We start from the raw sequence: 26785 nt of genomic DNA, 5'->3' as shown, positions 1-26785 counted from the left end.
GTTGAGGTGTCTTTGTATCGCTCTCATCACATTGATTTGAAAACGGGAATGTATCGCGGGCGTTCCGTTTTAGTGGTTAAAACTTTAGCGTTTTATCTCTTTTCCGGTAGTAAGCTTCTTTTGATTCATGAGTGAATGCATTGGGTAAGATGCGTTTTTCGCTTTTTCTTGAGAACATGTGTGGGATAAGGCTTTGCCATAGAAAAATGATTCTATTGTGAGAGATGATTTTTTTGTTTTTTTGAGAGGTTATAAAGGATTGCTTGTGTCAGTGTCTTTTATGATGATTTTGTTAAGAGCTGGGGTATTGATATAAGTTAGCTCAGTAATGGAATCATTTTGTATTGCACTTAATTTTTGCTTACTGTAGAGGGAATCCTATTAGATCGTAAAATATCGTCGTTTAAGGCGGTTGACCCATGTAAGGCTTTAAGCATACTGGTGTTTTTTATGAGAATATTTAAGGCAATGGTTTGTCTATAGGCTTATATTGTGACATGTGATTCTCAGTAAAAAAATAAAGATTTACATCACATTGATTTATAAAGATCATTCGTTTTTTTTTACGCCTTTAATGAAAGGTCTATCGTAGGATTTTCTCATTTTAAATTTCTCTCATGTTGAATCAATGACAATGACTTGCTTTTCGCTCACAAGTGGGGCTGGCATGTGGGTAAAAACTCTATAAGAAAGGAAAAAATGTCTATAATGAATATTTTCAAATGTAAGGATTGTTGTAACATTGGGGGTTAAGTGTATGATGATGCCAGCGTGTTTTCTTATAAGCAGAAAAGAGAAAACCGTTACAAGACAAAAGGTGTACACATTCAATACTCTTTAGTGCTTTTGATGATAAAGACATATGAGACTTTTCTGTGAATATCACGCTTTCTTTTCATATTTTTGTGAATATAAGGGATTTGTTACGAACAGCTTGTAAAATAAGTAAACTTAAAACCAGATGTTTTATGTATGGGGTTGAGCAAAGTATTTTATCAAAGCTAATATGATTCTCCAGTTCATAGCTGGTTTATAAATGGTTTTATGGTGTTACTTACCTAAGTTTGTGATTTTTTTGTTATCTGTTCATCAATATCTAATCTTTAGCGGTCTGTTTAAAACAGAGGTTCAGACTTTTAAGAGTTCTATGAATCGTTCTAGATTTTGTGTGTCCGATTGGAGTAAGAATATTGCGTATATCTCGTAATCTCTTAAATGAGAATATAACCTATTTTGGAAAAATATGAAGTTGCAAGGGATAATACCAACGCTCGTTTGTATTGTTATTTTTTAAGTTAACTTTACAGCTTTCAAAAATATTTGGAATGCCTTTTATAGAATGGAGATGATGGTTTATTTCATGCTTTTGTTTATCGCGTTTTTTAATGGGGGAATGCTTCTCATGCAAAATAGAGCGCCCAAGACAAAATATATTTATGCTGTACCGTTACGCGTTTTTGAAAAAGAATATTTTCAATATTTGTTGCATCCATTTATGACGGCGTTTTTGAATGTTCTAATGGTTTTGTAGAAGGGCAAAAGGTAAAGTCTCGGTGCAGTGTATAAACGGCACTATGATCTTTACGCTTAATAAAAAAGCAAGCCCGCACCCTTACACATCTTACCAGATTCCAATGTTGGTATATCCTTTGGCACTTGAGACACTTCTCGCTCTTTTTGTATAGTTTTTACCCACAGATCAGCCCCGCTTGTGATTGACAAGCAAGTGATTTTGATTGATTCAACATGAGAGAAATTTGAAATGAGAAATCTTACGATATTCAAGATTCTAATTTAATATGAATAATGCTAGATTATGATGATTAATCAATTTTTTATCTATGAAGCAAGAAAATGAGGAGGAGGGATTTGTCGAAAAGTTAGATTGTTTATAGATTGGCGCTGGTTAAGAAATTTTGTCCTTAAGGGCAGAGAGGATATTAAAAAAATAAAACCAGCGAAAAGCTGGTTTTATCAAAATATCTCATTATGATGAAAGAGTGTGTTATGCAGCGTAGACAGCTTTACTGTTTTCATCTGTTTCTTCTCTCTCAGTTTTAAATTCGCATTTTGGCTTGTTGGAGAGATGCATCTCTATGAGATTGATAGCTTCTGTTTCAGAAAGACTATTAATAACTGCAATTTCGCGGGCCATTCTTTCAAGAGCAGCTGTATAAAGTTGGCGCTCAGAGTAAGATTGTTCAGGCTGTAGATTAGAGCGAAAAAGATCACGGACCACTTCGGCGATACAAATAAGATCTCCTGAGTTGATTTTAGCATCATATTCTTGCGCACGACGTGACCACATGGTTCGTTTAACGCGTGCTTTTCCACGTAAAACTTTTAAGGCGCGTTCGACAGAGTCACTAGCAGATAATTTACGCATTCCAACGGAAAGGGCTTTTGCAATGGGGACTTTGACATCCATCTTATCTTTCGCGAAATGAATGACAAAAAGTTTTAATTTATGTCCTGCAACTTCTTGATCTTCAATCGCTATAATTTGTCCTACTCCATGCGTAGGGTAGACGATATATTCAGAGGTTGCAAATTCTTTGGTCTTGGAAGACGCTCCATGTTGGGATGCCATATTTTAGTTTACTCCCTTATGATCAACAAATGTATCGGAAAACAGGTTATAAACCTGAGGGTTGAGTTTTCTTTAACCAAGTATATTGTACCAATTAAGTGAGCATAAAAGCCGAGTACTTTTAAATCCAAAAAAAATACACCGCTTTACTATAAAAAGCAAAGAAAAATACTTAGAAAGATGATCATGTTAAAATAACACTAACATCAAACTTCCAAAGAATCAATCATTTCGCTTAAGGATTTTTTTATTTTTAAAAGGGAAGTCTTTCAATTGTTGAAGGAGGAGGGTTCGCACTGTATCATTAGTCTTCGCCGCTTCCTGGATTTTCTGAAAAATACTTTTCTAATTTATTTGGAACGCCATCCATTTCTTTTGCTTGAGGAAGAGGATCTTTTTGGGTGGTTATATTAGGCCATTTGTTTGCATAATGAAGATTAAGTTCTAACCACTTTTCTAATCCTGGTTCTGTATCAGGTAAAATTGCTTCTGCTGGGCATTCTGGCACACAAACACCACAATCGATGCATTCGTCGGGGTGAATAACAAGCATGTTTTCCCCTTCGTAAAAACAATCAACAGGGCAGACTTCAACGCAATCCGTATATTTGCAGTGAATGCAGTTGTCGGTTACTACGTGGGTCAAGATCAAACTCCATTTGTTACTTTAATTCTCTTTAGAGGAAAGTGTATGCGTGTTTTTATGATTGGTGAGTTGATCGCGTAGTATAGCTAGTTTCGCAAAAGGTGAATCAGGATTAAAGCGCTTTTCTTTTTGAAAAGGCTTATGATTTGCATGTTTGCCTTGGGATTTGTGGAACTTATGAGAGCGTTTTGTTTGTGATGGAGCTTCTTGAGGGGAATTTTCATTTGTGTGTTCCGCTTTTTTTACAGCGCTCTTCGATTTATTTTGCCACTTATTTCCTAATTTATCACGTTTTTTTTGTGCGTGGTGGTGAAATTGATGTCTATAATGCCATAGTAAAATAACTTTATCTTCTTGTGTAGGGAGAGGGGGGGGGGCAAAATTCCCAACAGGTTCAGCTGCCGGTAAATGATTGGTTTTATGGGGATATTTTTCAATACCAGAGGATAAAGTATTTGGGTATGAGGTATTTTTTTCTTCTCGTGTTGTTTCTGAATCGCTTATTGTTTTCCATTGACTGCCAACGCATTCTGCTGCAGGAACATCTTGCATTGTTCCATTGACAGAGGAAGAGGCTTGGTGTGCAAGGAGATTTTGTTCAAAAACAGTATTGCTTATGCTGTACGATTGATAACCAAGTCCTTTGAGGATTTCTTCCATATCGTTTCCATTGGCCCCAAGAATGGACATCATGGTTGGTGTAACAAAAAAACTTTTGCCATCATAGGCGCCATCGGGTTTGGGATCATTTCCTTGTTTCCAATGAAGTGCGGGGCGGATGAGATTGGCGAGACGTTCTAAAATATCAATCCTTACAGCACGTTGTCCTAAGATTCGGTAGCCGGCTAATTGATAAAATTGGCGGTTATAGGTAGGGTCAACAATCAAAGAGGTTCGACCAGCAGATAATGCTGACAAAATTTCACCCACACCAGTTTGATCTTGTTCCGCATTTTGAAGATTCCACAGGAGAGTAATGGCTTGAACCGGAGCAGGTTTAAGCATTCCGGCAACATAGATGTGAAAAGCGCCAAAACGTACGCCTAGACGCCGAAGCACGGCACGTGATTCTTGCGCAAGTTCTTTGACAATGTCTAAGACTTCGCGGCGTGGTAAAATCCCTAAAGAGTTAAAAAGTTGTAAAGCAAGACTGTTTGTTGAATCCGTTAAACTATCAGCATTACGCAAATCAAACAGGGGTTTTAAAGTCGTTTCAAAATGAAAGGTGACAAAGCGTTCTAATCGCTTCACAACGTTATTGCGGGATTCTCCAGTGAGTTGTTCATCTGCTAAAACAATCAGTTTTGGTTTGAAAAAATCTTCTGTTGCTACAAGCTGTCCTACGGGTTGACCAATCCAGCGCACAATTCCATCAGAACTGAGGGTAAAATCTCCATTTGCACAAGCACAAAAACGTGTTGCGCGTTTGGAAAAAGCAAGAATCAAATTTTCATTCTCTGTTGAAATTTGCTTCTCAGCTATTTGATCGCTACTGTTTTTGTTGGCATAAAAACGAAAACCTTCAAATTTACCCCTTCCGTGTTTTTCAATGAGAATATCATCTTGAAGAATTTCATCCTGTTGAACAATCTTGCTATCCATGATCATTTTCTTTCTCAGTGCGAAATTGGTCAAAAGCTTTTTGCGACAATTTCATAATGCTTCTCTTTCTTTAACACGTTTGTTGCGTTTGCTTCAATCACTCTTGTCGTTTTTTGCTGTTTCTTTTTGCGTCTTTAAAACTTGGATGATTCTTTTTTTTTATTCAGTTTTCATTCAGTTTTGATGCTTTATATTTGCAAATTACACTTATTGGTTGTATTGTAAGGATGAAAGCATAAATAAATTCTTCAATTTAAAAGGAAACAGAACCGGTTATCAAAAAACAGCTTTTGTTTTACATGATCATTTTATTTTTTTTGTTGTTTTGTCATGAAAAGTGAAGAGAAAGTTTTTTCAAATATTTCATAGGCTAAAAGGCATATTGTAAAGGCATTTTGCAGGTGAAATTGTGTCTTATGACAAGAATTTTTACCATGACAGTCAAAAAAAACAATTGCGATTATAAAAATACACGTTAAAGTAGTGGGTACAGAAGTTAACAACTTTTGCGTTCTTTTTAAGCAAAGAACAATGATGTCGTTGCCAAATCAATTTTGATAATTTTAATCGCAAGGGGTTATTATGGGTAATCTTTCAAATGCTGTTTATAAAAGCAGCAAAAATTATAGCGATGCAGACAAAAGCTTAGGACGTAATATGATGCGTTCTGCTATGCAAGCGCCTTATCTTGAACGGCAAAAAGAGCATGATTTGGCTCTGCGGTGGAAAGACAAACGTGATGATGATGCCATGCATCAAATTGCAGCAGCTCATATGCGTTTAGTGATTGCTATTGCTAACCGCTTTAAACGTTTCAAAATGCCATTGGGGGATTTGGTACAAGAAGGGTATGTGGGACTATTGGAAGCAGCTGCACGTTTTGAACCTGATCGGGAAGTGCGTTTTTCAACGTATGCAACGTGGTGGATACGCGCTTCTATTCAAGATTATATTTTGCGAAATTGGTCAATTGTTCGAGGGGGAACGAGTTCTTCGCAAAAAGCACTTTTCTTTAATCTTCGGCGGTTGCGTGCAAAACTGATACAAGATGATAGTGCTTTGTCAAAACAGGATATCTTTCGCACAATCGCTGAAAAGCTTGGCGTTTCCGTGCGCGATGTTGAAACGATGGATTTTCGTTTTTCCAGTTCTGATAATTCCTTGAGTGTTTCTGTTTCTGAGAACAGTGATAATCCCATTGCTAAGATGGATGTTTTGGTGGATGATAGTCCTCTTCCTGATGCTTTAATTGAGCAAGTCATTGATGGTCAAAGGCGTACACAATGGCTTTACGATGCGTTGCAAATTCTCAATGAACGGGAGTTGGAAATTATTCGCTTTCGTCGCTTAAATGAAGAGGGTGCGACTCTTGAAGTTTTGGGTGAAAAGTTAGGAATCTCGAAAGAGCGCGTGCGTCAAATTGAAGCTAGGGCTTTGCAAAAGTTGCGTTCTGCTCTTCTTACGGTTCATTCAGAAGATGCTTACGATATATAAGCAGTAAAAGGCTTTGTGGGAGGAAGAGAGAGAACGTATAAGTGGGGGCATATGAGAGTATGATGAAGTTGGATTTAGGGGATTACCAGATTTGTCTAGGAATATGCCTCCTTGGGGATGCTTTTGGTGCTATTGATGAACAGAGGAAGATTGGGGGTGATGTTGGTTGGTAGGAAATATGTATCAAACGGAGACCTTATAAAAGCATGATGAAGTTGGATTTTAAAGTGTTTCTCTTTATTTTCGAATATGCTTTAAGGGGGAGGACATGATACAGATAGAAAAGAATCAAAGCTGTAGAAGATGAGAAAAAGGCTTATTCTGTAATAATTTTCACTTTTGTACCTGCGGGTAAAGTTTGTGTTGGTGAGAGGGCGTTGAGGATGCGAAAGAGTTTTTCTTTATCTGGTGTGTGTTGCATTTTATTGGCTAGGTTTGCAACGTTTTCTCCTTGTTTAACGCGGACAACACGGATTTTTAAGGGCTTCAGTTTTTTTAATTGTGAAGGTGAAAGAGAATGAAAGCTTTGTAGCGTTTTTTGGGCAACCTCTACAAAATTTTGAGAATTATGTGGGGCGGCTGTCAGAAAACGAAAGATGTGGTTGTTGAATGGAATGACAACTACATCAAATTGCCATTGCTCATTGGTAGCATGGGCTCGTGCTCCAAGTAAACTTTGGCTTTGGAATCCTTGATGCGTAAACTCTTGACTGGGGAGACTTTGAATTGTGATGGGGCGGATAGATGATTGGTCTAGCCCGATAATCCAGCCGCTTTTCAAATAATCACTCGCAGATATTCCAGTAGGATGCGGAATAGCATCAAAACGAATCGCAATTTTATCTGGTCCACTGGCCCAAACAGTGTGTGCTGAATGTTCTATTGTAAAATTATTTGGAACAGAAAAAGCTATGCGCAACTGTGGGTGAATAAATTGGTTACCTCGTACAAAACCTGTATAAAACCCTCCTCCAAAAATCATGCCATCAATGCTTTTGAGAAAAGAATCGCGATCGGTTGTTTTACTATTCCCTTTACTGATTTTACGCGCCTTTTCTATCGCAAGCCGAATGCGTTGAGGGGTGGTTGGGTGAGAAGCTAGAAAATCTAGAGAAGCATTTTGAGTGCCGGAGATATTACGCAAAGCACTATAGGCTTCCATTGTTTGAAGAAAGCGCGGTGAAGCAAATGGATCATATCCTGCTTGTTGGAGCATTTCAAGTGCAAGGGAATCAGCTTCCAGCTCTTGATTGCGGGAAAATTGCGCGAGTTGTTGCTTGTTTTGCACAGGGTTATGAAGTTTTTTGCCAATAGAAGAAAGAAGATGTGAAGATATGTGATTTGCCATCTTTAATTGGGCTTCTTTTTGCAGGCGTAAAATGCCATGATTGGCTCTAATATGTGCTATCTCATGGGCTAAAATGGCTGCAACTTCTGAAGAATCATTGGCTAATGCCAGCATACCACGAGTGATGTAGATTGCGCCATTGGGGAGCGCAAATGCGTTAATACTTTCTGAGTTTAAAATTGTTACAGAATAGTTTTGATGAGAACTATGGGATGCAACTGTCAGTTTACGGACAATCTTTGCTAAAAGGTGTTCAAGTTTTGCATTATAATAAGCGCCGCCATACATTTGCAAAATACGCGGGTGTTGCAAAGCGCTTAATGTGACATAGATATTGTGATTGTTGGTACGTTTGATTGTTTTAGAAGAAGTGGAAGAAAGCTTATCATTTTGAGAGAGGGGCGTATGACAAGCCGAAAGGAGAAACGTTAAACTTATGAGAGTGGCTTTATACAGGCACGAGTGAAAAAGAAAATTGCGTTGAAAAATGGGGTGTGTTGGACCATGGTGCACATTATTTCTGCGGAGTAATTTGGCAAATTGCATTTGTATCTTTTGTATCTTTGTATCGTATGTTTCTTTAAGAAAGACATTAGGGATAAGGATTCGTTGGGCTATATCACGCTTTTTGTTTATAAAAAATGACTCTCACTTATAAAAGGATGCGCTGTAAAGGAAATTTTGTGAAAGGCAAAGTATGGCATGACAACATTTACGATATTATTAAATGGAGATGTTCATATCACTGATCGTTTGCTTAATCAAATTCAAAACAGTCGGGTGATTGCTGCTGATGGTGGTATGCGTCATGCGGCAGCGCTTAATGTGTCGCCTGAGTTGTGGTTAGGCGATTTTGATTCGTCAGATGAGAATTTAATACGCAAATATAGTCATGTTCCGCGTGAAGTTTTTCCCTCTGATAAAGATATGACAGATAGTGCTCTGGCTTGTGAAAGAGCGCTGCAAAATGGCGCTAAAAAGCTTATTTTGTGCGGTGCTTTGGGAGGTGAGCGAAGTGATCATAGCCTTTCTCATATGACGCAAGCGTTAATGATGGCTGAAAGGGGCATTTCAGTGTTGTTGACAAGCGGTTTGGAAGAAGGCTGGCCGGTTTTGTCAAAACCCTGTTCGTATGATTTGCCTAAGGGATGTTTGTTTAGTATTATCGGTTTTTCTGATTTAAAAGGCTTAACTCTTAAAGGGGTAAAATGGCCAATTTGTGACAAAAATGTGTCATTTGGCTCTTCTTTAACACTTTCTAACCGTATTTGTGGAACCTTTTCTTGCCATTTAGGTTCTGGAAAAGCTATATTGTTAGCGTCTGTGCCTATTCCATAAAGCTCTTCCAATAATATTTTGAATAAGGCAGGGGGGGGCCTAGTGATTAAGTGCCGACATAAACGATATATTATGTATTGATCTTGAGAAGGAAAGGTTTTGATATGCTAAAATCAATTTTTAAAGTGGCTGTTGTTTCAGCCATTGGTTTCAGTTCAGTTGCTTGTACCACAAACGATGAACGCGTTGCACGTTACGGCGTAGGAGGAGCAGCAATTGGTGCTTTGGCTGGAACTGCTATTGCTGGAAGTACTCCTGGAGCAGCACTTACCGGTGCAGCATTTGGTGCTTTGGCTGGAACAGTAACAGGTGCAGCTGCAAATCAAAGAAAACAACAAAGACAGGCATCACAATTGTGCACGTATCGTGGTCGTAGAGGGCATGTTTACCAAGCACCTTGTGCACAAAGAGTCCCTGTACGACAATTATGTGCTTACCGTGATGCAAGAGGGGTGATGTATAAAGCACCTTGTCCGCGCCGCGTTCGTTAATGGCGGTGCCGCTTCTGCGGCTTGACCGCATTTTCTTAAATTTTGGAAAAACGCCTTTGCTCAATCAAGCTTCTTTATCGGTTGAGCAGGGGGCGCGTATTGCGCTGGTCGGCCGTAATGGTTGTGGAAAATCGACCTTATTAAAAATTGCCGCAGGAATATTAGAACCTCATGGTGGCGAAATTTTTCGCCACCCGCGAGTAACGCTCCGTTATGTCTCACAAAATCCGGATTGTTCAGGATTTGAAGATATTAACGCTTATATGGAAGCGGGGCTGGACAGTACATCTGATGTCCAGTGGATCAATACGCTTCGCACAAATTTAGGGTTTTCGGGGGCGGAAAAATTGGAAACGCTTTCGGGAGGCGAAAAGCGACGTGTTTCGTTGTTACGGGCCATTGCTGCAAAACCCGATATTTTGTTCTTAGATGAACCAACCAACCATCTTGATTTACCAACCATTGAATGGCTGGAAGCTGTTTTGTGTTCTTTGCGTTCAGCGATGGTGGTGATTTCCCATGATCGGCGATTTTTAGAAAATGTTACGCGGTCAACGGTATGGCTTGATCGTGGCACAACCAAAAGACTGGAAAAGCGTTTTTCTGAGTTTGAAAATTGGCGTGATAAAGCACTGGAAGAAGAAGCCATCGAACAGCATAAATTGGGGCGCCAAATTGCTCGTGAAGAGCAATGGTTGCGTTATGGTGTGAGCGCACGGCGTAAGCGTAATGTACGGCGCTTAGGCGAATTAAAAAACTTAAGACAGCGTCATCAAACCTATAAAGGGCAGCCGGGAAATGCACTTTTGACAGCAGCGAAAAGTCATGATTCTGGGCAATTGGTGCTTGAAGCAAAGAAAATTTCAAAATCCTATGGTGATCGCATTATCGTGAAAGATTTCTCTTTGCGCATTCAGCGTGGTGATCGGATCGGTTTGGTAGGACCCAATGGAATCGGAAAGACAACTCTCATTTCTGCATTAATTGGGCAAGAAGCCGTGGATAGTGGAACGGTGAGGCATGGCTATAACCTCTCTATGGCATTGCTTGATCAGCAACGTATTTTAAATGAAGAAGAAACTTTAGCGCATTATTTAACGGGAGGAAGAGGTGACACTCTTGTGATCAATGGACAAGAGCGGCATGTCGTTTCTTATATGAAAGACTTTTTATTTTCACCTGAACAAGCACGCACTCCCCTTAAAGAATTTTCCGGGGGAGAAAGAGCACGCCTCATGCTTGCACGACTTCTTTCACGTCCTGCAAACTTTTTGATTCTTGATGAACCGACCAATGATTTGGATATGGAAACTTTGGATTTGTTGCAAGAATTTATTGCTGATTTTGCGGGAACAGTATTGTTGGTTAGCCATGACAGAGACTTTTTAGATCGTACTGTAACGCATATGTTGGCACCTCAAGGTGATGGTCAGTGGGTTTTGTATGCGGGCGGTTATAGTGATATGATGGCGCAAAACCAGCATGCTCTGAGTTTACAACGCAAAAAAACAGAATTATCGCAGCGTAATGCATCTTCAAAATCTCATGTGGGAGAGCTTTCAAAGCAGGACACATCAACAGATCATGGCTTGATAGGGCGGGAGAAAAAAACACGAGGTAAATTGTCTTATAAGCAGGTTTATGCATTGGAAAAATTGCCTGAAGAAATTGCTGTTTTGCAGGACGAAATCAAAAAAATTGAACAAGAGCTCTCTGATCCAGCCCTTTATCGCAGTGATAAAGAGCGTTTTGAGCGTTTATCAACAGCGTTGGAAAAAAAGAAAAATACTTGCACACAAAAAGAAGAAGAATGGTTAGAACTTGAAATTTTACGCGAAGAAATGGAAGCGTGTTCACGGTAATGTCTAAAACATTTTAAAAGATTTGTATTGCATTATCACTTTTCTTGGATTTGTTACAAGAGTTTGTGGCTGATTTAGCGGGAACAGTGTTGTTGATGAGTCATGGCAGAAACTTTTTAAATCCCACTGTAACATATAGCTTTTCAAGGTGATGGTCATTGGGTTTTGTATGTGGGCAGTGATATGATAGCGCACAATAAGCATGATCTGAGTTTACAAGGCAAAGAAACAAAACTATCTTTGCCGTGAGTTTTTTCAAAATTTTGTATATGGAAGTATACCAGTTCCATTACACACTTTGCCAGTCCCCAATGTTGCTACAGCGCTCCTTGGAACTTGAGAGCATTCGTAAAAAACATTTCCTTGTCTTTACCTTATGCTTTAAACATACCACCCCCGCTTATGACGGAAAAGTAAATGATCCTCATTGATTCTAACGTAAGAAGTGTTGTGATGAGGAAAGCTTATTTTATTTGACATTATGATTTAAGTTCAAAAGTGATGATTTGTTAGGATAAATCAACGTGTTATTGTAACATTGTCTAGGAGGAGAAAATGATGGCAATTAAAACAAAGCGAACAATTTCCACATTGATCGGTTTAGAAGATGCAGCTGAACTGTCTTCTTATTACCTCCGTAATGCGAATCATCTGCGTCCTTTTGAACCGTTAAGATCTGATGGTTACCACAGCCTAACAGCTTGGGAAACACGAGCCAATGCATTTGCTTATGAAAATGCACAAGGACAAGCATACCGATATGCCCTACGATTAAAAAATGAAAACACAATTATCGGTGTTGTGAATTTTACAAATGTGGTTCTGGGTGTTTTTCAAGCCTGTCATCTTGGTTTTTCTCTTGATGAAAAACAACAAGGCAAAGGTCTCATGTTTGAGAGTTTATCGGCTCTAATACGCCATATCTTTTATGTTTATCATCTGCATAGAGTGATGGCAAATTATAGACCTGAGAACATAAAAAGCGAACGTTTATTAAAGCGCCTTCATTTTGAAAAAGAAGGCTATGCCAAAGACTATTTGATGATTTCTGGAAAATGGAGAGACCACATTCTAACCTCTCGAATCAATGATCTGTATGAGTCCGTTAATAGATTCGAATAAAGTTTTATTAAAAGTTCTATCAAGGGGCTTTTTATCAAATGTGTAAATATGCCGAATTTCTGCCTATCCTAAAAGATAAAGATCCTTAACCAGCTCTTCTTTTGTAAACAGTTCAGACTCTCATTTAGCGGATTTCAACTGCTGACCACTTTATATGTTTCTTTTTGTAGATAATGAATTGATTTATCATCATAATTCATTTCTTCAATTTGAAGGAAGAGAGTCCTTAATATCGTAAGACTTTCTCATTTCAAATCTATTGATGTTTAATCATAAAAATTACCTCTCTTGCACATCACAAATTGGATTGGCGTACAAGTGAGGGGTTGTGTGGATAAAAATGATTGGAGGAGAGGGATAAAAATGCTCTGTATAAATCCTTTTAATGTGAGGGCTGTTGCAATATTGTGTATTTTGTGACCGATAGTCTCGTTACAAGTTACACAAACAGCTTATTATTGGGTGAAATTTTTATACATTCATTTGTTTTTTTGCATTTTCTTTTCTTAAGAAATTTTCCAATTTTATCAATAGCTTTAACTCATACCAAGCGCATTTTTATAAAGCTCAATGATTGCTTCTTCTTCCATTCGTTCATGCTCTTCTTTTTTACGCAACCGTATAATGCTGCGAACGGCTTTACTATCAAAACCAGAGCCTTTAAGTTCAGTGTAAACGTCTTTAATATCATCAGAAATGGTTTTTTTCTCTTCTTCTAGTCGTTCAATACGTTCGATAAAAGAGCGTAATTGGTTTACGGATATGGCGTGTGTTTGATCGGTTACTGTATCGTTCATTGTATTTTTCTCCAAGTTATATATTCTAAGTTGTTTTTCGACGACGAATTTATGTTGAAAAAGCTTGAAAAACAAAAAGCAAATCAAGCTACACTGTTTTTTTACAAATTGACTTTAAATATTTTGTAAAATTTTTAAGATATATGCATTGATAAAAGGGCTATAAAAAGAAAAATATAAAAATATACGTTTTAGACTTGAAAAGCTTTTGAAAAAGAAGTGTGTAATTTCTTTTGAGAATTTGACATTATAGAGGAAGTTTTGTGATTTTAAAAAAACGATATTGGGTGTTTCAGAAAGGATTGAAGGTTTTTCTCTTGAGCATTTTGCTCTTGTTTTCCCTTGTTGTTTTTGCAAAAGCTGACTTTAGGGTTTGTAATACAACCCAACAGTCTGTAGGGGTTGCTCTTGGATATCGTACATTTTCAGGGTGGGTGAGCGAAGGCTGGTGGACGGTACCCGTGACGGAGTGTAAAACCTTAATTGAAGGGCCTCTTGCTTCACGGTTTTATTATTTTTATGCGGAAGGGGCACAAAAAAAAGGGAATTGGGCAGGCTCTGTAACCATGTGTGTGCAAGATAGCCAATTTACCATTCAAGGGGTTCATGATTGTTTCCCTCGAGGATATCAAAAGGCTGAATTTAAAGAAATCGATACCGGAAATCAAACCAGTTGGATGATACAGTTGACGGATGAGTCTTTGTTAAACAATTCAGTTGTCCCTTCTCTTTCAGGAAATTCTCCACCGTGAAACGTGCACGTAAAGTGAAAATTATTGCGACTCTTGGTCCTTCTTCTTTTTCCAGTGAAATGATTGAGAAGCTTTTTAGGGCAGGAGCAGATGTTTTTCGTCTTAATATGAGCCATACTGACCGTGATATGATGGGTGATTTGGTCAAGTCTATACGAGAAGTTGAAAAAACAGTTCGGCGACCCATTGGTATTTTAGTGGATCTTCAGGGGCCAAAACTGCGTGTGGGTCGTTTTACTAAGGGTCAAGAAGATTTGCGTGTTGGGCAAAGCTTTACGTTAGATAATCGCGATGTGTTAGGTGATGCACAGCGTGTTTTTTTCCCTCATGAGGATGTATTTTCGGCTGTTAAACCAGGGGATCGGTTATTAATTGATGACGGAAAACTGGAACTGCGTGCGCAAGTTTGTGATGGTCATTCTGTACAATGTCGCGTGGTTGCTGGAACACGTATTTCTGATCGAAAGGGTGTCAGTTTTCCCGATACAATTTTGCCTTTTGATTCGATGACGTCAAAAGATAAGGAGGATCTTCAGGCTCTTTTACAGCAGCCTGTTGATTGGGTTGCTCTTTCTTTTATTCAACGTCCAGAAGATATTATGGCGGTGCGTCGGTTGACGAAAAGCAAGGTGTCTTTGATGGCTAAAATCGAAAAGCCTCAAGCCTTAGAGCATATAGAGAAAATTATTGATGTATCCGATGGTATTATGATTGCACGGGGTGATCTTGGAGTGGAAATGCCTTTGGAAAGGGTTCCTGCACTTCAGATGGAGCTCATAAAAGCTTGTCGTTTAGCAGGGAAGCCTGTTGTGGTGGCAACACAAATGCTCGAATCAATGATCATATCTCCTGTTCCGACACGCGCAGAAGTGTCGGATGTTGCTACAGCAGTTTATGCAGGAACAGATGCGGTGATGTTGTCTGCTGAATCTGCTTCTGGTCGCTATCCTGAAGAAGCTGTGCTTATGATGGACCGAATCGCGCGGCAAATCGAACAAGATCACACTTATGCCGCTCAGGTTGGGGCACAACATCCAGCACCAGAATCAACAGGAACGGATGCGATTTCTCTTGCTGCGCGTCAGATTGCTGAAACACTTGCGCTATCAGCTATCGTTGCCTATACGGCTTCCGGAACAACGGGGGTGCGTGCCTCTCGTGAACGCCCTAATAGACCGATTATTGCTTTATCGCCCATTGTGGAAACAGCACGGCGTTTGGCTTTAGTTTGGGGGCTTCATTGTGTGGTCACGCAAGATGCACGGAGTTTAGAGGATATGGTTGATCGTGCAGCAGCCATTGCATTTCAGGAAGGCTTTTGCAAAGGGGGAGATCGCTTTCTTGTGACAGCTGGGGTTCCCCTTGGAACGCCTGGAGCGACAAATCTCTTGCGTATTGCTTCTGTCTCTCAAGATGGAACGAAAGGGATTTGAGCCGTTTATGCATGATGTTTTTTTATGCGCCTTTAAACAGGCTTTAAAAACAACGGGTGTGCGTTTTTTGTGAATGCTTCCATAGACCTATTATTCTTTTACCTCCCATTGTAAAGATAGCAAGGTGTTGCGTTAGGTTATAAGGTTTGGTGATGGGAGCAGATGCGGTGATGTTGTCTGTTGATTTTCTTTTAGTTCTGAGGAGGCTGCTTTTACGGTAGGGTATTGAATGGGAGTCCCCCTTTTATTTCATTGAGGCATATTGGGGATTGCTTTATTGATGTTTATACGAGAAAGATGTTCATTGATAATGAGAATTTATTCTTTTTCTTTTTAAATGAGAGCCTTGAAATTGTTCTCATTTTAAAATTTTGCAAACAGAATTGAATAAAATTAAAATTATGTGCCTAACAAATCATGATGGTATGTTATGAGAAAAATTGATGGGTGAATGTGTTTTAAAAATATGCTTTGTCTGAGCATTTGCAACATATTGATTTATAATGATAACATAGCGTTCTTTATATTGAATTAAAACCCTGAATACCGCAAGGTTCTCTTAACTTTAAATTTGTTTATGTTTTGTCAATCATAACTATTTGCTTGCACGTCACAAGCGGGGCTCTTGTGGGTAAAAACTGTACAAGAAAGGTGTCCCTCTTATGAATCCTTTTAAGGGCCAAGGGGGCTGTCGCAATATTGAGGGCTGTTTATAATGATGGTGCCGGTTTGCTCTTTTATTAAGCGTGGAGATTTTGAGGGGTGGGGAGAGAGGTATGGATGAATTGTTTGTTATAAGGATAAAGATGGTGGTAGAGGATGTTTTCAAGAGCTATTATTGTCGTTTATGATGTTTGAAGTTGTCGCAGATTAACATAATCTTCGGGTTTGGCTTTTTTCTGGCTCTGAAGGATGAAAATACTAAAGTTCACGCTGGTTTATAAATGATACGGTTCTTTTCGGTGGGTTTCATCTGATGGACATTCTAGGTGCAGAGACTCCATGGTGCTTATATTATCAAATGGCGGTGTTTTACGGGATAATAGATAAGGTTATTTTTTAAATATATTTTGAATCTGCTTGACCTTATCTAAGGACAAGGACTTTATGGTATGCATTCAGAGGAAACATGAATAGAGTTCTTTTTTTCGAAGGATGCTTTATTTGTTTGTTGCTGTTGTCATTTATATGATTTTTTTACAATGATGTTGGTTTTGTTATCTTGTTGCACTGTTAAAGACATCTCATTTGAAGGGTGGTGATATAAGGTTGCCTCTTTGATATAAGAAGTGTTTGTGCGGAGATGAAAGATTCAGGGTCGGGCTTTCTTGTTGAGTTTTAAGTTAATCCCATAAGTGGTGAGTAGCTGGAATCCTTCCTATAAGAAACCAGACTGTTTACAGACTGGTGTGGGTTTAAGAATTTTTATCCTGTGAGATGTGGCGGACAAGTCAAGTCTCTGGTTTATTATGCGCTGATGTACTTTTTAGAAATCTTCCTGTTCTTGTTCTTGAATGTTTGTGCGGTTTTGATCATCTTTGAGCAATTGGTTGGTGAGATTTTCAATGCGTTGGGTGGTGTCACGCATAATTTTTCCCATGGTGCGGTCTCTTTCGTTGTGGAGTCGTAAAAGAGCATTGTAGTCTTCTTGTAATTTTTTATTTTCTCGTTTTATTTCTTCCATTTCATCGATAATCATTATGCCAGCCATAACCGATAAACGATGGTCGCCAATTTCACCAAAATTGTTCTTTAAATGTGTGATATATTGATCTAATTGAGCAGCAAGCGCAATAAGACGACGTTCTTGTCCTTTGTCACAAGCCATGCGATAAACTTTACCATCAATGGTAACGGAAACAGTTTCCATACATTCAAACCTTTATCTATCAATGACAACACGAATTGTTTCCATTGCTTTAATAAGACGTTTGGAAACTTCTTTGTTTACGGACTCTAAGCGTTCAATTTGGGCTTCAGCTTTGTCAAGCGCTTGGGCAAGATGGCTGCGGTCAGCATTCATTCGTTGGATTTCTTCTTCCCATTCGTTATTTTTATCAATAACGGCATTGCGGTTTATTATGGTGATCTCTAAAGTTCTAAGTGCCTTTTCTAGGTGCTCTAAAGCATCTTGTAGAACTGTAGTCTCTTGGTTCATTGCCTTTATCCTTTGGGTAATTGTATCCTTTATCAATGTGTTATGCAAAAACGAATCACTTTCACTCTTGTATTGTGCGCATTTTATTTTTAAGTATGTAGGATATTTTAGCAAGCAAAGCAGGGGATGGATATAAATTAAAAGCTGGATTTTTTGCGCGTATTGGCATAAATGACATGGATATACAGGACGCGTGAGGGGAATGTTATTAATGTTATTGAAGTGGTGGCAAGAAGTCTCACACTAATGGTTAAAAAATAGTATTTCTTGAGAGTTTTAAGAGAATACGGAAAAAGCAACAGAATAACGTATTTAACGAAATGGTCGATTATTCATGACAAATACCCACCAACAGAATCAGATGGCCAATGCTATCCGTTTTCTTGCTATTGATGCGATTGAAAAAGCAAATTCTGGTCATCCGGGCTTACCAATGGGGGCAGCCGACATTGCTACAGTCCTTTATACACAATTCCTTGCTCATGATCCTAAAAATCCTCGCTGGCCTAATCGTGATCGTTTTGTGTTATCGGCGGGGCATGGGTCTATGTTGCTTTATGCTCTCTTGTATCTTTCTGGTTATGAAGATATTGGCATTGAAGATCTCAAAAATTTTCGCCAATTAGGGGCAAAGCTTGCTGGGCATCCAGAATATGGGCATGTGGCGGGAATCGAAACAACCACTGGACCACTTGGACAAGGGTTGGCAAATGCCGTGGGAATGGCTCTTGGGGAGCGTTTGCAAAATGCCCGTTTTGGTGATCTCATCAATCATTACACTTACGCGTTGGTGGGCGATGGATGCCTTATGGAAGGAATATCTCAAGAAGCGATTTCCCTTGCTGGTCATTTGAAACTCAATAAGCTTATTGTGTTGTGGGACGATAATAATATTTCCATTGATGGAGAGATTTCCCTTGCTGATAGTACTGATCAGATTGCGCGTTTTAAAGCTTCTGGTTGGGAGACACATAAAGTCAATGGGCATGATCAAGCAGCAATTGCACGGGCTATTGAGGCGGCACAAAATTCCGATAAACCAACTTTGATCGCTTGTAAAACAACAATTGGTTTTGGAGCGCCAAATAAAGCGGGTACCAATAAAGTTCATGGGTCCCCTTTGGGCGCACGAGAAATTACTGAAACCCGTATCGCTTTAGGGTGGGATGCTGAGCCTTTCATTATTCCAGCCGATATTCTCGATAATTGGCGCTTGGCTAGTCTCAATGCTGCTAAAAAACGCCAAAAGTGGGAAGCAAAATTTGCTGATCTTCCTGTCTCAGAGCGTGTGGAGTTTGAAAGATTGATGCGGGGCGATCTCGTGGGCGGATTTGATGGCGCTATTGATACTTATAAACAGAAACTGGTTGAAGAGCGGCCTGTTGTTGCTACGCGTAAAGCTTCGGAAATGGCTCTTGAAGTTATCAATGGAGTCGTTACTGAAACTATTGGTGGTTCGGCTGATCTAACCGGATCTAATAATACAAAAAGCAGCCAGATGAAAAGTATCTCTGCTGAAGATTTTTCAGGGCGTTATCTGCATTATGGAATTCGCGAACATGTAATGGGAGCCGTGATGAATGGTCTTGCCCTTTATGGCGGCTTTATTCCTTATGGGGGAACCTTTTTATGCTTTTCTGACTATATGCGTCCTGCTATGCGGCTCTCTTCTCTTATGGGATTGCGGGTGATTTATGTCATGACACATGATTCTATTGGTCTTGGTGAGGATGGTCCGACCCATCAACCCGTGGAACATTTGGCTTGCCTGCGCGCAATACCTAATCATCTTGTGTTTCGACCTGCTGATGCTATGGAGACAGTCGAGTGTTGGCAATTGGCTTTGAAAGCACGCAAAACGCCTTCTACTTTGGCTTTGAGTCGACAAAATCTACCGCTTTTGCGTCAAGAGTATGAAGAAGAAAATCTCTGTATGCTCGGTGCTTATGAATTCCTAACAGCTAGTGATGATGCACAAGTGACGCTGTTTGCTTCTGGTTCAGAATTGCAAATTGCAGTGGAGGCACATACGGTGTTAGAAGAAAAAGGCATCCCAACGCGTGTGGTTTCTGTGCCTTGTTTTGAACTTTTTTCTCAACAGTCTCTCTCTTATCAGCGTGCTCTCATTGGGGAGGCACCGATTAAAATTGCCATTGAAGCTGCTGTCGCCCAAGGGTGGGATCGTTTTATTGGCTGTGATGGTGTGTTTATTGGTATGGAGGGCTTTGGGGCAAGTGGAACAATTGATGCCCTTTATGCGCATTTTGGTATTACTTGTGAGAATGTGGTCGCTACCGTTGAAAAAGAGCTTGGAAAGATCAAAGAGGAAAAGACAAAGTGATAGTTTGTGTTGTCATGAATGGGGTGGTTTTAGGGCATCATATTCTGTCCAGTGTTGTGGATGATCTTGTGCATTATTGTGGATAAGTGAGTGATTGATCAAGATATTGACATTGTGGGAATTAATGATTTTGGATTGGTACCCATTTATTGTGTTTTAAATGTTGTGCTTAAAAAATTGATGAGGAAACATGTGAAATGACAGTTCGTGTTGCAATTAATGGGTTTGGTCGTATTGGTCGCAATATTTTACGTGCACTTGTGGAAAGTGAACGGCAAGATATTGAAGTGGTCGCAATTAATGATTTGGGATCGGTGGAAACAAATGCCCATTTATTGCGCTATGATTCAGTTCATGGGCGTTTTCCTGGGACCGTTAAGGTGGTAGGGGATGCCATTGATGTGGGGGGTGGTTTAATAAAGGTATGCGCAGAGCGTGATCCTGCTCAATTGCCTTGGAAAGATTTGGATATCGATATTGCTTTAGAATGTACGGGCATTTTTACTACGCGTGATAAAGCAAGTGCTCATTTGGATGCGGGGGCAAAGCGTGTTCTTGTTTCTGCGCCTTCTGAAGGAGCAGATCTTACGGTTGTCTATGGGGTTAATCATCTCTCTTTAAGCAAGGAGCATCGTGTTGTTTCAAACGCCTCTTGTACTACCAATTGCTTGGCGCCTGTAGCACAAGTTTTGCACAACACGGTGGGTATTGAAAAGGGCTTCATGACAACAATCCATTCTTATACGGGTGATCAACCTGTGTTGGATACAATGCATCGTGACCTTTATCGTGCACGTGCAGCAGCTCTTTCTATGATTCCTACCTCAACAGGAGCGGCAAAAGCTGTGGGATTGGTCTTACCAGAATTAAAGGGATTGCTTGATGGTGTATCGATTCGTGTTCCGACCCCTAATGTTTCTGTAGTTGATTTGACATTTATCGCTAAGCGTTCCACAACAATTGAAGAAATTAATACAGCTATTGCTGCTGCTGCACAAGGTCCTTTGAAGGGCATTTTGGACACTACAGAAGAAAAACTCGTGAGTTGTGATTTTAATCATAATCCTCATTCAGCTATTTTCCACAATGATCAAACAAAAGTGATTGATGGTAAGCTCTGTCGCGTTCTGGTTTGGTATGATAATGAATGGGGCTTTTCTAACCGTATGAGTGATACGGCTGTGGCTTTTGCTAAGACAATATAAGAGGACCTCAGGGTCCTCTTTTTATAGGGAAAAGTCTCATTTTTGTACAATTTTGAGAAAAACAGATAGAGGCTGTTGTTCTCATACGCTAGAGAGAAGAGAATATTGAAAAATTGATGATGTGTTTTGTTTTAATACCGTGTCAATACGTGCTTTTAAAAGCTGCATGAAAGAGTAAACTTTGAAAAAGTAAGATCTGAACGAGATACCCTTTGAGAAAACGTTAGAAAATTAGGAGATGTAAACTCTCTTGCTTAGAAGTAAAAGGAAAGCTTTAATAGAGATCAAGTTGAGCGAATGCATTTGTTTGCCACAATTTGTTTGCTACAATGGGATATGAAGATTAAGAGCAATGGTGGGCTTTTGTACATTTGACGATGAAGCTTTGGCTTTTCAAGCAGAGGGTGAGAGATAAGCTGTCGTGGATCTCTTGTAAAAGCAAAGAGGGGATAAGTGGAAAGAAAAGTGGGCAGGGTTGTTGGATGCGTTTTTATTTGAAACAATGGAAAGTGAAGAGGAAGCAGTGATGGGGTTTCGTACACTTGATGATGTTGATGTCACTGGAAAACGTGTTCTTGTGCGGGTGGATTTTAATGTGCCAATGGCACACGGCAAGGTCTGTGATACGACGCGCTTAGAGCGACATAAAGAGACAATCATTGAGCTGCAAAAGCGGGGTGCTAAACTTATTCTGCTTTCTCATTGTGGTCGCCCTAAAGGAAAGGTAGAGCCAGAGTTTTCACTCCGTCCTGTTGTGCAAGTGCTGGAAAAGATCATTAATCAGCCTGTTTCTTTTGCTCCTGACTGTATCGGTTCGGTGGTGCAGGTTGCGGTTGAGTCATTACAAAATGGGGGTGTTTTACTGCTTGAAAATGTTCGTTTTTATGCTGGTGAAGAAAAGAATGATTGTTCTTTTGCGGAAGCTTTGGCTCATAATGGGGATCTCTATGTCAATGATGCTTTTTCAGTTTCTCATCGTGCCCATGCTTCGGTGGAGGGAATAACGCATTTGTTGCCTTCTTATGCAGGGCGCTCTTTGCAAGGTGAGATGCAGGCATTAGAAAAAGGACTTGGCAATCCAGCACGTCCTGTGGTTGCCATTGTGGGAGGAGCGAAAGTTTCTAGCAAGCTTTTTGTGCTCAATCATTTGGTGGAAAAGGTTGATCATCTCGTGATTGGTGGGGGCATGGCTAACAGTTTTTTAGCAGCGCAAGGTGTGTCTGTTGGTAAGTCACTGTGTGAACATGCACTGATGGACACGATAAAAAAAATCATTAAAAAAGCACAAGAGTGTCAATGTACGCTTCTGCTCCCTGTGGATGCTGTCGTTGGATTTCGCTTTGAAAAAGATGCACCGCATCGTCTTTATGACATTGAAGATATTCCACAAGATGGCATGATATTGGATATTGGGACACGCTCTATTGCGCATATCAATACTGTGATAGATAAAGCTGCTACTCTTGTGTGGAATGGACCCCTTGGTGTTTTTGAGATGTCTCCCTTTGATAAGGGAACCATTGCCGTTGCACGCCATGCAGCAGAACGTAGTTTGACGGGAAAGTTGGTTTCAATTGCGGGAGGGGGCGATACAGTTTTTGCTCTTAATCATGCTGGTGTTGCCAATGATTTTACTTATCTCTCGACTGCTGGAGGGGCTTTTTTGGAATGGATGGAAGGTAAGGTTCTGCCTGGCATTCTTGCCCTTATGCAGGCTTAAGGGGTTTCTTTGAAGGGAAGGTTAAAGAAAAACTATACGGTCTTGTAGAGTGTTTTGATAGTGTTGCGCATTTTTAGAAATTAAGACAAAATAAAGAGGAATTTTTTATGAATGAACGGCTTGAAGATATTGCACTTGCTTTGGTGCATGCGGGTAAAGGTATTTTGGCGGCAGATGAAAGTACGGCGACCATTGGAAAGCGTTTTGAAAGTATTGGTGTTGAATCCAATGAAGATAAGCGCCGTGCTTATCGTGAAATGCTTTTTAGTACAAAAGAAGCGATGGAAAACGCCATCTCTGGGGTTATTTTATTTGATGAAACCATTCGGCAAAAAGCATCAACTGGGAAAATGTTGACGGATCTTATTCGGGATTCAGGCGCTTTGCCAGGGATTAAAGTTGATACCGGTGCAAAACCTTTGGCCGCTTTTCCTCAAGAGACAATTACCGAAGGGTTGGATGGTCTTCGTGAGCGGCTAAAAGACTATTATGCTTTGGGAGCACGTTTTGCTAAATGGCGTGCGGTGATTGCTATTGATGAACACACTTTGCCAACAAGAGGCGCCATAAGACAAAACGCACAAGCTCTTGCACGCTATGCTGCCTTGTGTCAGGAGTTCAATATTGTGCCGATTGTTGAGCCGGAAGTGTTGATGGATGGACCATCGTGTGGGCATTCCATTACACGCTGCTTTGAGGTGACAAAAGCTGTTTTACAGACCGTCTTTAAAGAATTGTTTGAAGCTCGTGTTCTTTTGGAGGGGATGATTTTAAAGCCCAATATGGTGATTGATGGTAAGGATGCGCGCAAGGCTTCTGTCGAAGAAGTTGCTGAAAAGACCGTCCAGGTGCTTAAACAGACTGTTCCTGCTGCTGTTCCTGGAATTGCTTTTCTTTCTGGAGGACAGTCTGATAAGGAAGCAACGGCGCATTTATCTGCTATGAATTCTTTGGGCGCATTTCCTTGGAAATTGACCTTTTCCTATGGACGAGCATTACAAGCAGCTGCTTTAAAAGCATGGGCTGGAAAGGATGAGAATATTGCTGTTGCACAGAAGGCATTTAGTCATCGAGCTTTGATGAATCATCTTGCGGCTTTGGGACAATGGACAACAGAACAAGAAAAAGCGTGCGCTTGAAGCACAAACTCTGTTTTTAAATGCGGAGAGATTTTGCTTGTTTCTGCGTGTTTTTTGGGTGCCCTCATCATGATAAAAATGGCGGGGGCGTTTTAGGCTTGAAAGCTTTCTCAGAGAGTTTTCTCCTTGGACCTTTTAAAAGTTTCTAATGGGTGCTATCGAGAGATAAGATTGCGCAAGAGGTGCGATTTCGGGAAGGGGAGATGGTGCTTTAAAGGAAATTTGTGAATGCACAGCACTTTAGTATGGTGTCGTTCATGGGTAGGCACTTGCTTTTTGAGTGAAAATCATAAAGCTCATACTGTATTGAAGAGTTTGATATTGTGATATTTTTTCTTTTTCATGTTATCATTACTTGTCATCAGCAGAATCCATTTTATTACAGTTTCAAAGGTGGAAAAGCGGGTAGATTGGAGAGTTGCGATTTCTGAGCGGATTGGAATACAGCTTATGAAGTTTTTGTGCGTCAGGATAGCTTCCTCTGTAAGGGAGTAGTTTTTCTATTGACGAACGGATTGAATAACTCTTGCTAACAAAATAGATTTGCACCTCAATAAAACACCTATTTTTTCGTTAAAATGGATAAATTTTTCTTGTATTTTGTGATGATATAATTAAAAATGAATAACTTCATAGCATCTTGGCTTAAAACGGGGGGAGTTGTGGACGGTATATCTTCTAAAAATAACAGTATATCTTCTAAGAATACAAGCATCAAAAGAAAAAATCGATACGCAGAACAGAGCTTTTCTGCAATTATGATGCGAAAATTGTGCAATATGGTGCGTGGGGTATTCGAAGGGATCTTTACAGTATTTACTTTCATAATTTTTATTATCTTGCTCAACATACGTGGACCGGTTCATACCGCATTAAAAGTCTTTGGGTCGGTGAGTGGAATAGGGTGCTTTTTCTTTTTTGTCGGATACCTCTTAGAACGCCGTGACGCAACAGCAGATGAAGCCGGTATATCGTTCGCATTACTCTTAACAATTCTTGAAGGCGTTTCTTCTATTTGCTGCCTGTCTGCTAGTTGGGGTTACGATGCTCTCTTATTCCGTTTAGCACCTCCTGGGTATGTTCTTATTCTCCCTGAATAAATAGAGTGCAATTTGTTTGCATATAAATCAAAATGAGAGGCTGTCTGCCTCTCAAATTCTTAATAATCGCTCTCCAAGATCATAACATCAGACCCGCGTTTAATGAAGGGGCTAACAAGCCTTGGTCCTTAAGCTCAAGGCAACCCTTTACAAGTTGCGCCTATCGGCATCCTTGACCTTAAGACACCCAAACGGCTTATTTTGTTTTTCTCATGCGGCTTTTGAAATCATGATATAAGGGGAAAGCTTCTCATGGTGCCTAAATGGTACCTTATCGTGTGTTAAATGGAAAAATGAGAAGTTCAAATTGATAAGCCTGTCTGAAAAGGAGTGCTGTTTATGTCCTTAAAGATATTGTCTTTATAATGATCACTTACTCATGTGAAAATTGGAGTTTTGCCAAATAGGCATAGACGCCATTTCTTGCCACAAGTTCTGCATGGGTTTCCTCTTCCACAGGAGCGCCTTTATCCATCACGAGAATACGATCAGCTTTTAAAATTGTTGCCAAACGATGTGCAATTACCAAGGTTGTACGATTTTGCATCAATCCTTCTAAGGCGTCTTGCACCAACTTTTCACTGTTTGCATCTAAAGCAGATGTTGCTTCATAAAGCAGCAATGTTTTGATTTATAATAATAATTCACTGTTTTGTATGTTGAATGGGAATTCCGAATACCATAGGATTTTCTCATTTCAAATCTGTTCCATGTTGAATCAACCAAAACCATGTCTCTTGCACGTTACAGGCGGGGAGAGCCCGCGTGAATAAAAAAATATTAAGAAAGGACTTAAAATGCCTATAATGAATTGTCTCAAGTGCCAAGGTTGTAGCAACACCCATGAGCTGGCAAATATAATGATGGTGCCGACTTGCAGCAACAGGGGTGTATTTCTTAGAATTGACCATACAATACCGATGCGTTGTCTTGTCCCTCAGAAAGCATGGTACCACGTTCTTCTATTCACGTATCCAAGCCAATCTGGTAAAGCTCGAATCAATTCAAGCGTATTAGCCGCTTTAGCGGCGACAAGAATGCTCTCTTCATGGGTATTTTTCAGTTCCAAAAAAAGAAGGATAGTTTGTAATTATTTTATTTCAGGTCGTTATACTCTAAGAGGAAGGATTTATGCTCGTATTTCAAACTGATTTTTAAATTTAAAAACGCAGCCACCAAGATTTATTAGTGCCTAAGATCCTATCTATTTATGTTGGATGCGTTTTTGAATTAATATTTAAAGTGCACTCTTTACAGCATAAAAAAACAATCACTTACAATAGAGCAATCATTTTTTAAAACTTGTGCTCTTTATAATCAGGAATAGGCTTTTACATGCCAATATTACCAAAACGATTTTTGAATTTAGAAAGACGACCGCCACGGTCTACGAGTGTCTGGGAGCCACCTGTCCATGCTGGATGCGTTCTTGGGTCAATATCTAGATTAAGAGTATCGCCTTCTTTTCCCCAAGTAGAGCGCGTTTTATATTGGGTTCCATCCGTCATAACAACGGTAATTGTGTGATAGTTGGGATGAATATTCGCTTTCATGCGTAAAAACCTTTTGCGTTTACAGAATGAAACAGCACTTGCTCGATTTTTTAAGTGCGCTTCCTTTGTCTTTTTGATACATTGATTAAAGTAT

The 26785-nt window shown here is 39.7% G+C and carries 20 protein-coding genes and 2 pseudogenes; 13 read left to right on the top strand and 9 right to left on the bottom strand.

Annotated elements, in window-relative coordinates:
• Positions 1–12: 12 nt before the first annotated feature.
• Positions 13–81 (top strand): annotated as a pseudogene (locus tag ACFIKJ_RS02830) (50S ribosomal protein L32); the annotation flags it as partial.
• A gap of 1924 nt (positions 82–2005) precedes the next feature.
• On the opposite strand, the gene ACFIKJ_RS02825 reads toward ACFIKJ_RS02830, so the two are convergent.
• The 3 genes from ACFIKJ_RS02825 to ACFIKJ_RS02815 form a co-directional block, all read right to left on the bottom strand.
• The gene (locus ACFIKJ_RS02825) at positions 2006–2590 is read right to left on the bottom strand and encodes a CarD family transcriptional regulator (RefSeq protein WP_375626593.1); all 585 of its coding nucleotides are present in this window, start codon (positions 2588–2590) and stop codon (positions 2006–2008) included.
• Positions 2591–2894: 304 nt separating this feature from the next.
• Positions 2895–3236 carry a ferredoxin FdxA gene (gene fdxA / locus ACFIKJ_RS02820; protein ID WP_375648180.1) on the bottom strand — a complete coding sequence of 114 codons (342 nt, stop codon included), beginning with the start codon at positions 3234–3236 and terminating at the stop codon, positions 2895–2897.
• 21 nt (positions 3237–3257) lie between these two features.
• Positions 3258–4838 carry a hypothetical protein gene (locus ACFIKJ_RS02815; protein WP_375653585.1) on the bottom strand — a complete coding sequence of 527 codons (1581 nt, stop codon included), beginning with the start codon at positions 4836–4838 and terminating at the stop codon, positions 3258–3260.
• A 582-nt stretch (positions 4839–5420) separates the two neighbouring features.
• Here ACFIKJ_RS02815 and ACFIKJ_RS02810 point away from each other — a divergent pair.
• The gene (locus tag ACFIKJ_RS02810) at positions 5421–6332 is read left to right on the top strand and encodes an RNA polymerase factor sigma-32 (RefSeq protein WP_015856975.1); all 912 of its coding nucleotides are present in this window, start codon (positions 5421–5423) and stop codon (positions 6330–6332) included.
• Between the two features lie 316 nt (positions 6333–6648).
• Here ACFIKJ_RS02810 and ACFIKJ_RS02805 read toward each other — a convergent pair whose 3' ends face one another.
• On the bottom strand, positions 6649–8226 hold the full coding sequence (locus ACFIKJ_RS02805) for a M48 family metalloprotease (protein WP_375625239.1): 1578 nt from the start codon (positions 8224–8226) through the stop codon (positions 6649–6651).
• Between the two features lie 156 nt (positions 8227–8382).
• Here ACFIKJ_RS02805 and ACFIKJ_RS02800 point away from each other — a divergent pair, with 156 nt between their 5' ends.
• The 4 genes from ACFIKJ_RS02800 to rimJ all read left to right on the top strand — a co-directional run bounded on the left by ACFIKJ_RS02800 (position 8383) and on the right by rimJ (position 12493).
• On the top strand, positions 8383–9018 hold the full coding sequence (locus ACFIKJ_RS02800; RefSeq protein ID WP_375625240.1) for a thiamine diphosphokinase: 636 nt from the start codon (positions 8383–8385) through the stop codon (positions 9016–9018).
• Between the two features lie 104 nt (positions 9019–9122).
• Positions 9123–9509 carry a hypothetical protein gene (locus ACFIKJ_RS02795; protein ID WP_375625241.1) on the top strand — a complete coding sequence of 129 codons (387 nt, stop codon included), beginning with the start codon at positions 9123–9125 and terminating at the stop codon, positions 9507–9509.
• Positions 9509–11371 carry an ABC-F family ATP-binding cassette domain-containing protein gene (locus ACFIKJ_RS02790; RefSeq protein ID WP_375653690.1) on the top strand — a complete coding sequence of 621 codons (1863 nt, stop codon included), beginning with the start codon at positions 9509–9511 and terminating at the stop codon, positions 11369–11371. The genes ACFIKJ_RS02795 and ACFIKJ_RS02790 overlap by 1 nt, the downstream gene beginning before the upstream one ends.
• Positions 11372–11929: 558 nt before the next feature.
• On the top strand, positions 11930–12493 hold the full coding sequence (rimJ, locus tag ACFIKJ_RS02785) for a ribosomal protein S5-alanine N-acetyltransferase (protein WP_375625242.1): 564 nt from the start codon (positions 11930–11932) through the stop codon (positions 12491–12493).
• Between the two features lie 536 nt (positions 12494–13029).
• On the opposite strand, the gene ACFIKJ_RS02780 is transcribed toward rimJ, so the two are convergent.
• The gene (locus tag ACFIKJ_RS02780; protein ID WP_039760779.1) at positions 13030–13290 is read right to left on the bottom strand and encodes a DUF2312 domain-containing protein; all 261 of its coding nucleotides are present in this window, start codon (positions 13288–13290) and stop codon (positions 13030–13032) included.
• Between the two features lie 263 nt (positions 13291–13553).
• Between ACFIKJ_RS02780 and ACFIKJ_RS02775 the strand changes: the two genes are divergently transcribed.
• Together ACFIKJ_RS02775 and pyk are read left to right on the top strand one after the other, a co-directional pair.
• Positions 13554–14042 carry a DUF1036 domain-containing protein gene (locus ACFIKJ_RS02775; RefSeq protein WP_375625243.1) on the top strand — a complete coding sequence of 163 codons (489 nt, stop codon included), beginning with the start codon at positions 13554–13556 and terminating at the stop codon, positions 14040–14042.
• Complete coding sequence (gene pyk / locus ACFIKJ_RS02770; RefSeq protein ID WP_375625244.1) at positions 14039–15475, top strand: pyruvate kinase; 1437 nt, start codon at positions 14039–14041, stop codon at positions 15473–15475. The genes ACFIKJ_RS02775 and pyk overlap by 4 nt, the downstream gene beginning before the upstream one ends.
• Before the next feature lie 1486 nt (positions 15476–16961).
• Here pyk and ACFIKJ_RS02765 read toward each other — a convergent pair.
• Together ACFIKJ_RS02765 and ACFIKJ_RS02760 are read right to left on the bottom strand one after the other, a co-directional pair.
• Positions 16962–17345: a cell division protein ZapA gene (locus ACFIKJ_RS02765; protein ID WP_375625245.1), complete on the bottom strand. Its 384-nt coding sequence runs from the start codon at positions 17343–17345 to the stop codon at positions 16962–16964.
• A gap of 12 nt (positions 17346–17357) precedes the next feature.
• The gene (locus ACFIKJ_RS02760; RefSeq protein WP_005774573.1) at positions 17358–17633 is read right to left on the bottom strand and encodes a DUF4164 domain-containing protein; all 276 of its coding nucleotides are present in this window, start codon (positions 17631–17633) and stop codon (positions 17358–17360) included.
• Between the two features lie 334 nt (positions 17634–17967).
• Here ACFIKJ_RS02760 and tkt point away from each other — a divergent pair, with 334 nt between their 5' ends.
• The 5 genes from tkt to ACFIKJ_RS02735 all read left to right on the top strand — a co-directional run bounded on the left by tkt (position 17968) and on the right by ACFIKJ_RS02735 (position 25138).
• Positions 17968–19974 carry a transketolase gene (gene tkt / locus ACFIKJ_RS02755; protein ID WP_375653588.1) on the top strand — a complete coding sequence of 669 codons (2007 nt, stop codon included), beginning with the start codon at positions 17968–17970 and terminating at the stop codon, positions 19972–19974.
• A gap of 197 nt (positions 19975–20171) precedes the next feature.
• Positions 20172–21179: a type I glyceraldehyde-3-phosphate dehydrogenase gene (gap, locus tag ACFIKJ_RS02750; protein WP_375626574.1), complete on the top strand. Its 1008-nt coding sequence runs from the start codon at positions 20172–20174 to the stop codon at positions 21177–21179.
• Positions 21180–21705: 526 nt separating this feature from the next.
• Positions 21706–22899, top strand: coding sequence for a phosphoglycerate kinase (locus ACFIKJ_RS02745; RefSeq protein ID WP_375626658.1), 1194 nt, complete (start codon positions 21706–21708; stop codon positions 22897–22899).
• 107 nt (positions 22900–23006) lie between these two features.
• Positions 23007–24038: a class I fructose-bisphosphate aldolase gene (locus ACFIKJ_RS02740; RefSeq protein WP_375648187.1), complete on the top strand. Its 1032-nt coding sequence runs from the start codon at positions 23007–23009 to the stop codon at positions 24036–24038.
• Positions 24039–24700: 662 nt separating this feature from the next.
• Positions 24701–25138, top strand: coding sequence for a hypothetical protein (locus ACFIKJ_RS02735; protein WP_375670231.1), 438 nt, complete (start codon positions 24701–24703; stop codon positions 25136–25138).
• 373 nt (positions 25139–25511) lie between these two features.
• On the opposite strand, the pseudogene ACFIKJ_RS02730 reads toward ACFIKJ_RS02735, so the two are convergent.
• Positions 25512–25760 (bottom strand): annotated as a pseudogene (locus ACFIKJ_RS02730) (ABC transporter); the annotation flags it as partial.
• Positions 25761–26469: 709 nt separating this feature from the next.
• A complete protein-coding gene (rpmE, locus tag ACFIKJ_RS02725; protein WP_015856961.1) occupies positions 26470–26691 on the bottom strand; it encodes a 50S ribosomal protein L31 in 222 nt (73 codons plus the stop codon).
• Positions 26692–26785: the final 94 nt, after the last annotated feature.

The organism is Bartonella sp. PS7NMGDW, assembly GCF_042193585.1.
Classification (GTDB): domain Bacteria; phylum Pseudomonadota; class Alphaproteobacteria; order Rhizobiales; family Rhizobiaceae; genus Bartonella; species Bartonella grahamii.
The sequence above is the reverse complement of the archived record's forward strand: the minus strand, read 5'-3'. Positions and strand labels throughout refer to the sequence as shown.

Coding starts and splice junctions, on each gene's coding strand:
- ACFIKJ_RS02745 (WP_375626658.1), top strand. CDS start 21,706: ATGGGGTTTCGTACACTTGATGATGTTGATGTCACTGGAAAACGTGTT.
- gap (WP_375626574.1), top strand. CDS start 20,172: ATGACAGTTCGTGTTGCAATTAATGGGTTTGGTCGTATTGGTCGCAAT.
- ACFIKJ_RS02765 (WP_375625245.1), bottom strand. CDS start 17,345: ATGGAAACTGTTTCCGTTACCATTGATGGTAAAGTTTATCGCATGGCT.
- ACFIKJ_RS02805 (WP_375625239.1), bottom strand. CDS start 8,226: ATGCAATTTGCCAAATTACTCCGCAGAAATAATGTGCACCATGGTCCA.
- ACFIKJ_RS02780 (WP_039760779.1), bottom strand. CDS start 13,290: ATGAACGATACAGTAACCGATCAAACACACGCCATATCCGTAAACCAA.
- ACFIKJ_RS02760 (WP_005774573.1), bottom strand. CDS start 17,633: ATGAACCAAGAGACTACAGTTCTACAAGATGCTTTAGAGCACCTAGAA.
- ACFIKJ_RS02800 (WP_375625240.1), top strand. CDS start 8,383: ATGACAACATTTACGATATTATTAAATGGAGATGTTCATATCACTGAT.
- rimJ (WP_375625242.1), top strand. CDS start 11,930: ATGGCAATTAAAACAAAGCGAACAATTTCCACATTGATCGGTTTAGAA.
- ACFIKJ_RS02810 (WP_015856975.1), top strand. CDS start 5,421: ATGGGTAATCTTTCAAATGCTGTTTATAAAAGCAGCAAAAATTATAGC.
- rpmE (WP_015856961.1), bottom strand. CDS start 26,691: ATGAAAGCGAATATTCATCCCAACTATCACACAATTACCGTTGTTATG.
- tkt (WP_375653588.1), top strand. CDS start 17,968: ATGACAAATACCCACCAACAGAATCAGATGGCCAATGCTATCCGTTTT.
- ACFIKJ_RS02790 (WP_375653690.1), top strand. CDS start 9,509: ATGGCGGTGCCGCTTCTGCGGCTTGACCGCATTTTCTTAAATTTTGGA.
- ACFIKJ_RS02740 (WP_375648187.1), top strand. CDS start 23,007: ATGAATGAACGGCTTGAAGATATTGCACTTGCTTTGGTGCATGCGGGT.
- ACFIKJ_RS02795 (WP_375625241.1), top strand. CDS start 9,123: ATGCTAAAATCAATTTTTAAAGTGGCTGTTGTTTCAGCCATTGGTTTC.
- ACFIKJ_RS02825 (WP_375626593.1), bottom strand. CDS start 2,590: ATGGCATCCCAACATGGAGCGTCTTCCAAGACCAAAGAATTTGCAACC.
- ACFIKJ_RS02815 (WP_375653585.1), bottom strand. CDS start 4,838: ATGGATAGCAAGATTGTTCAACAGGATGAAATTCTTCAAGATGATATT.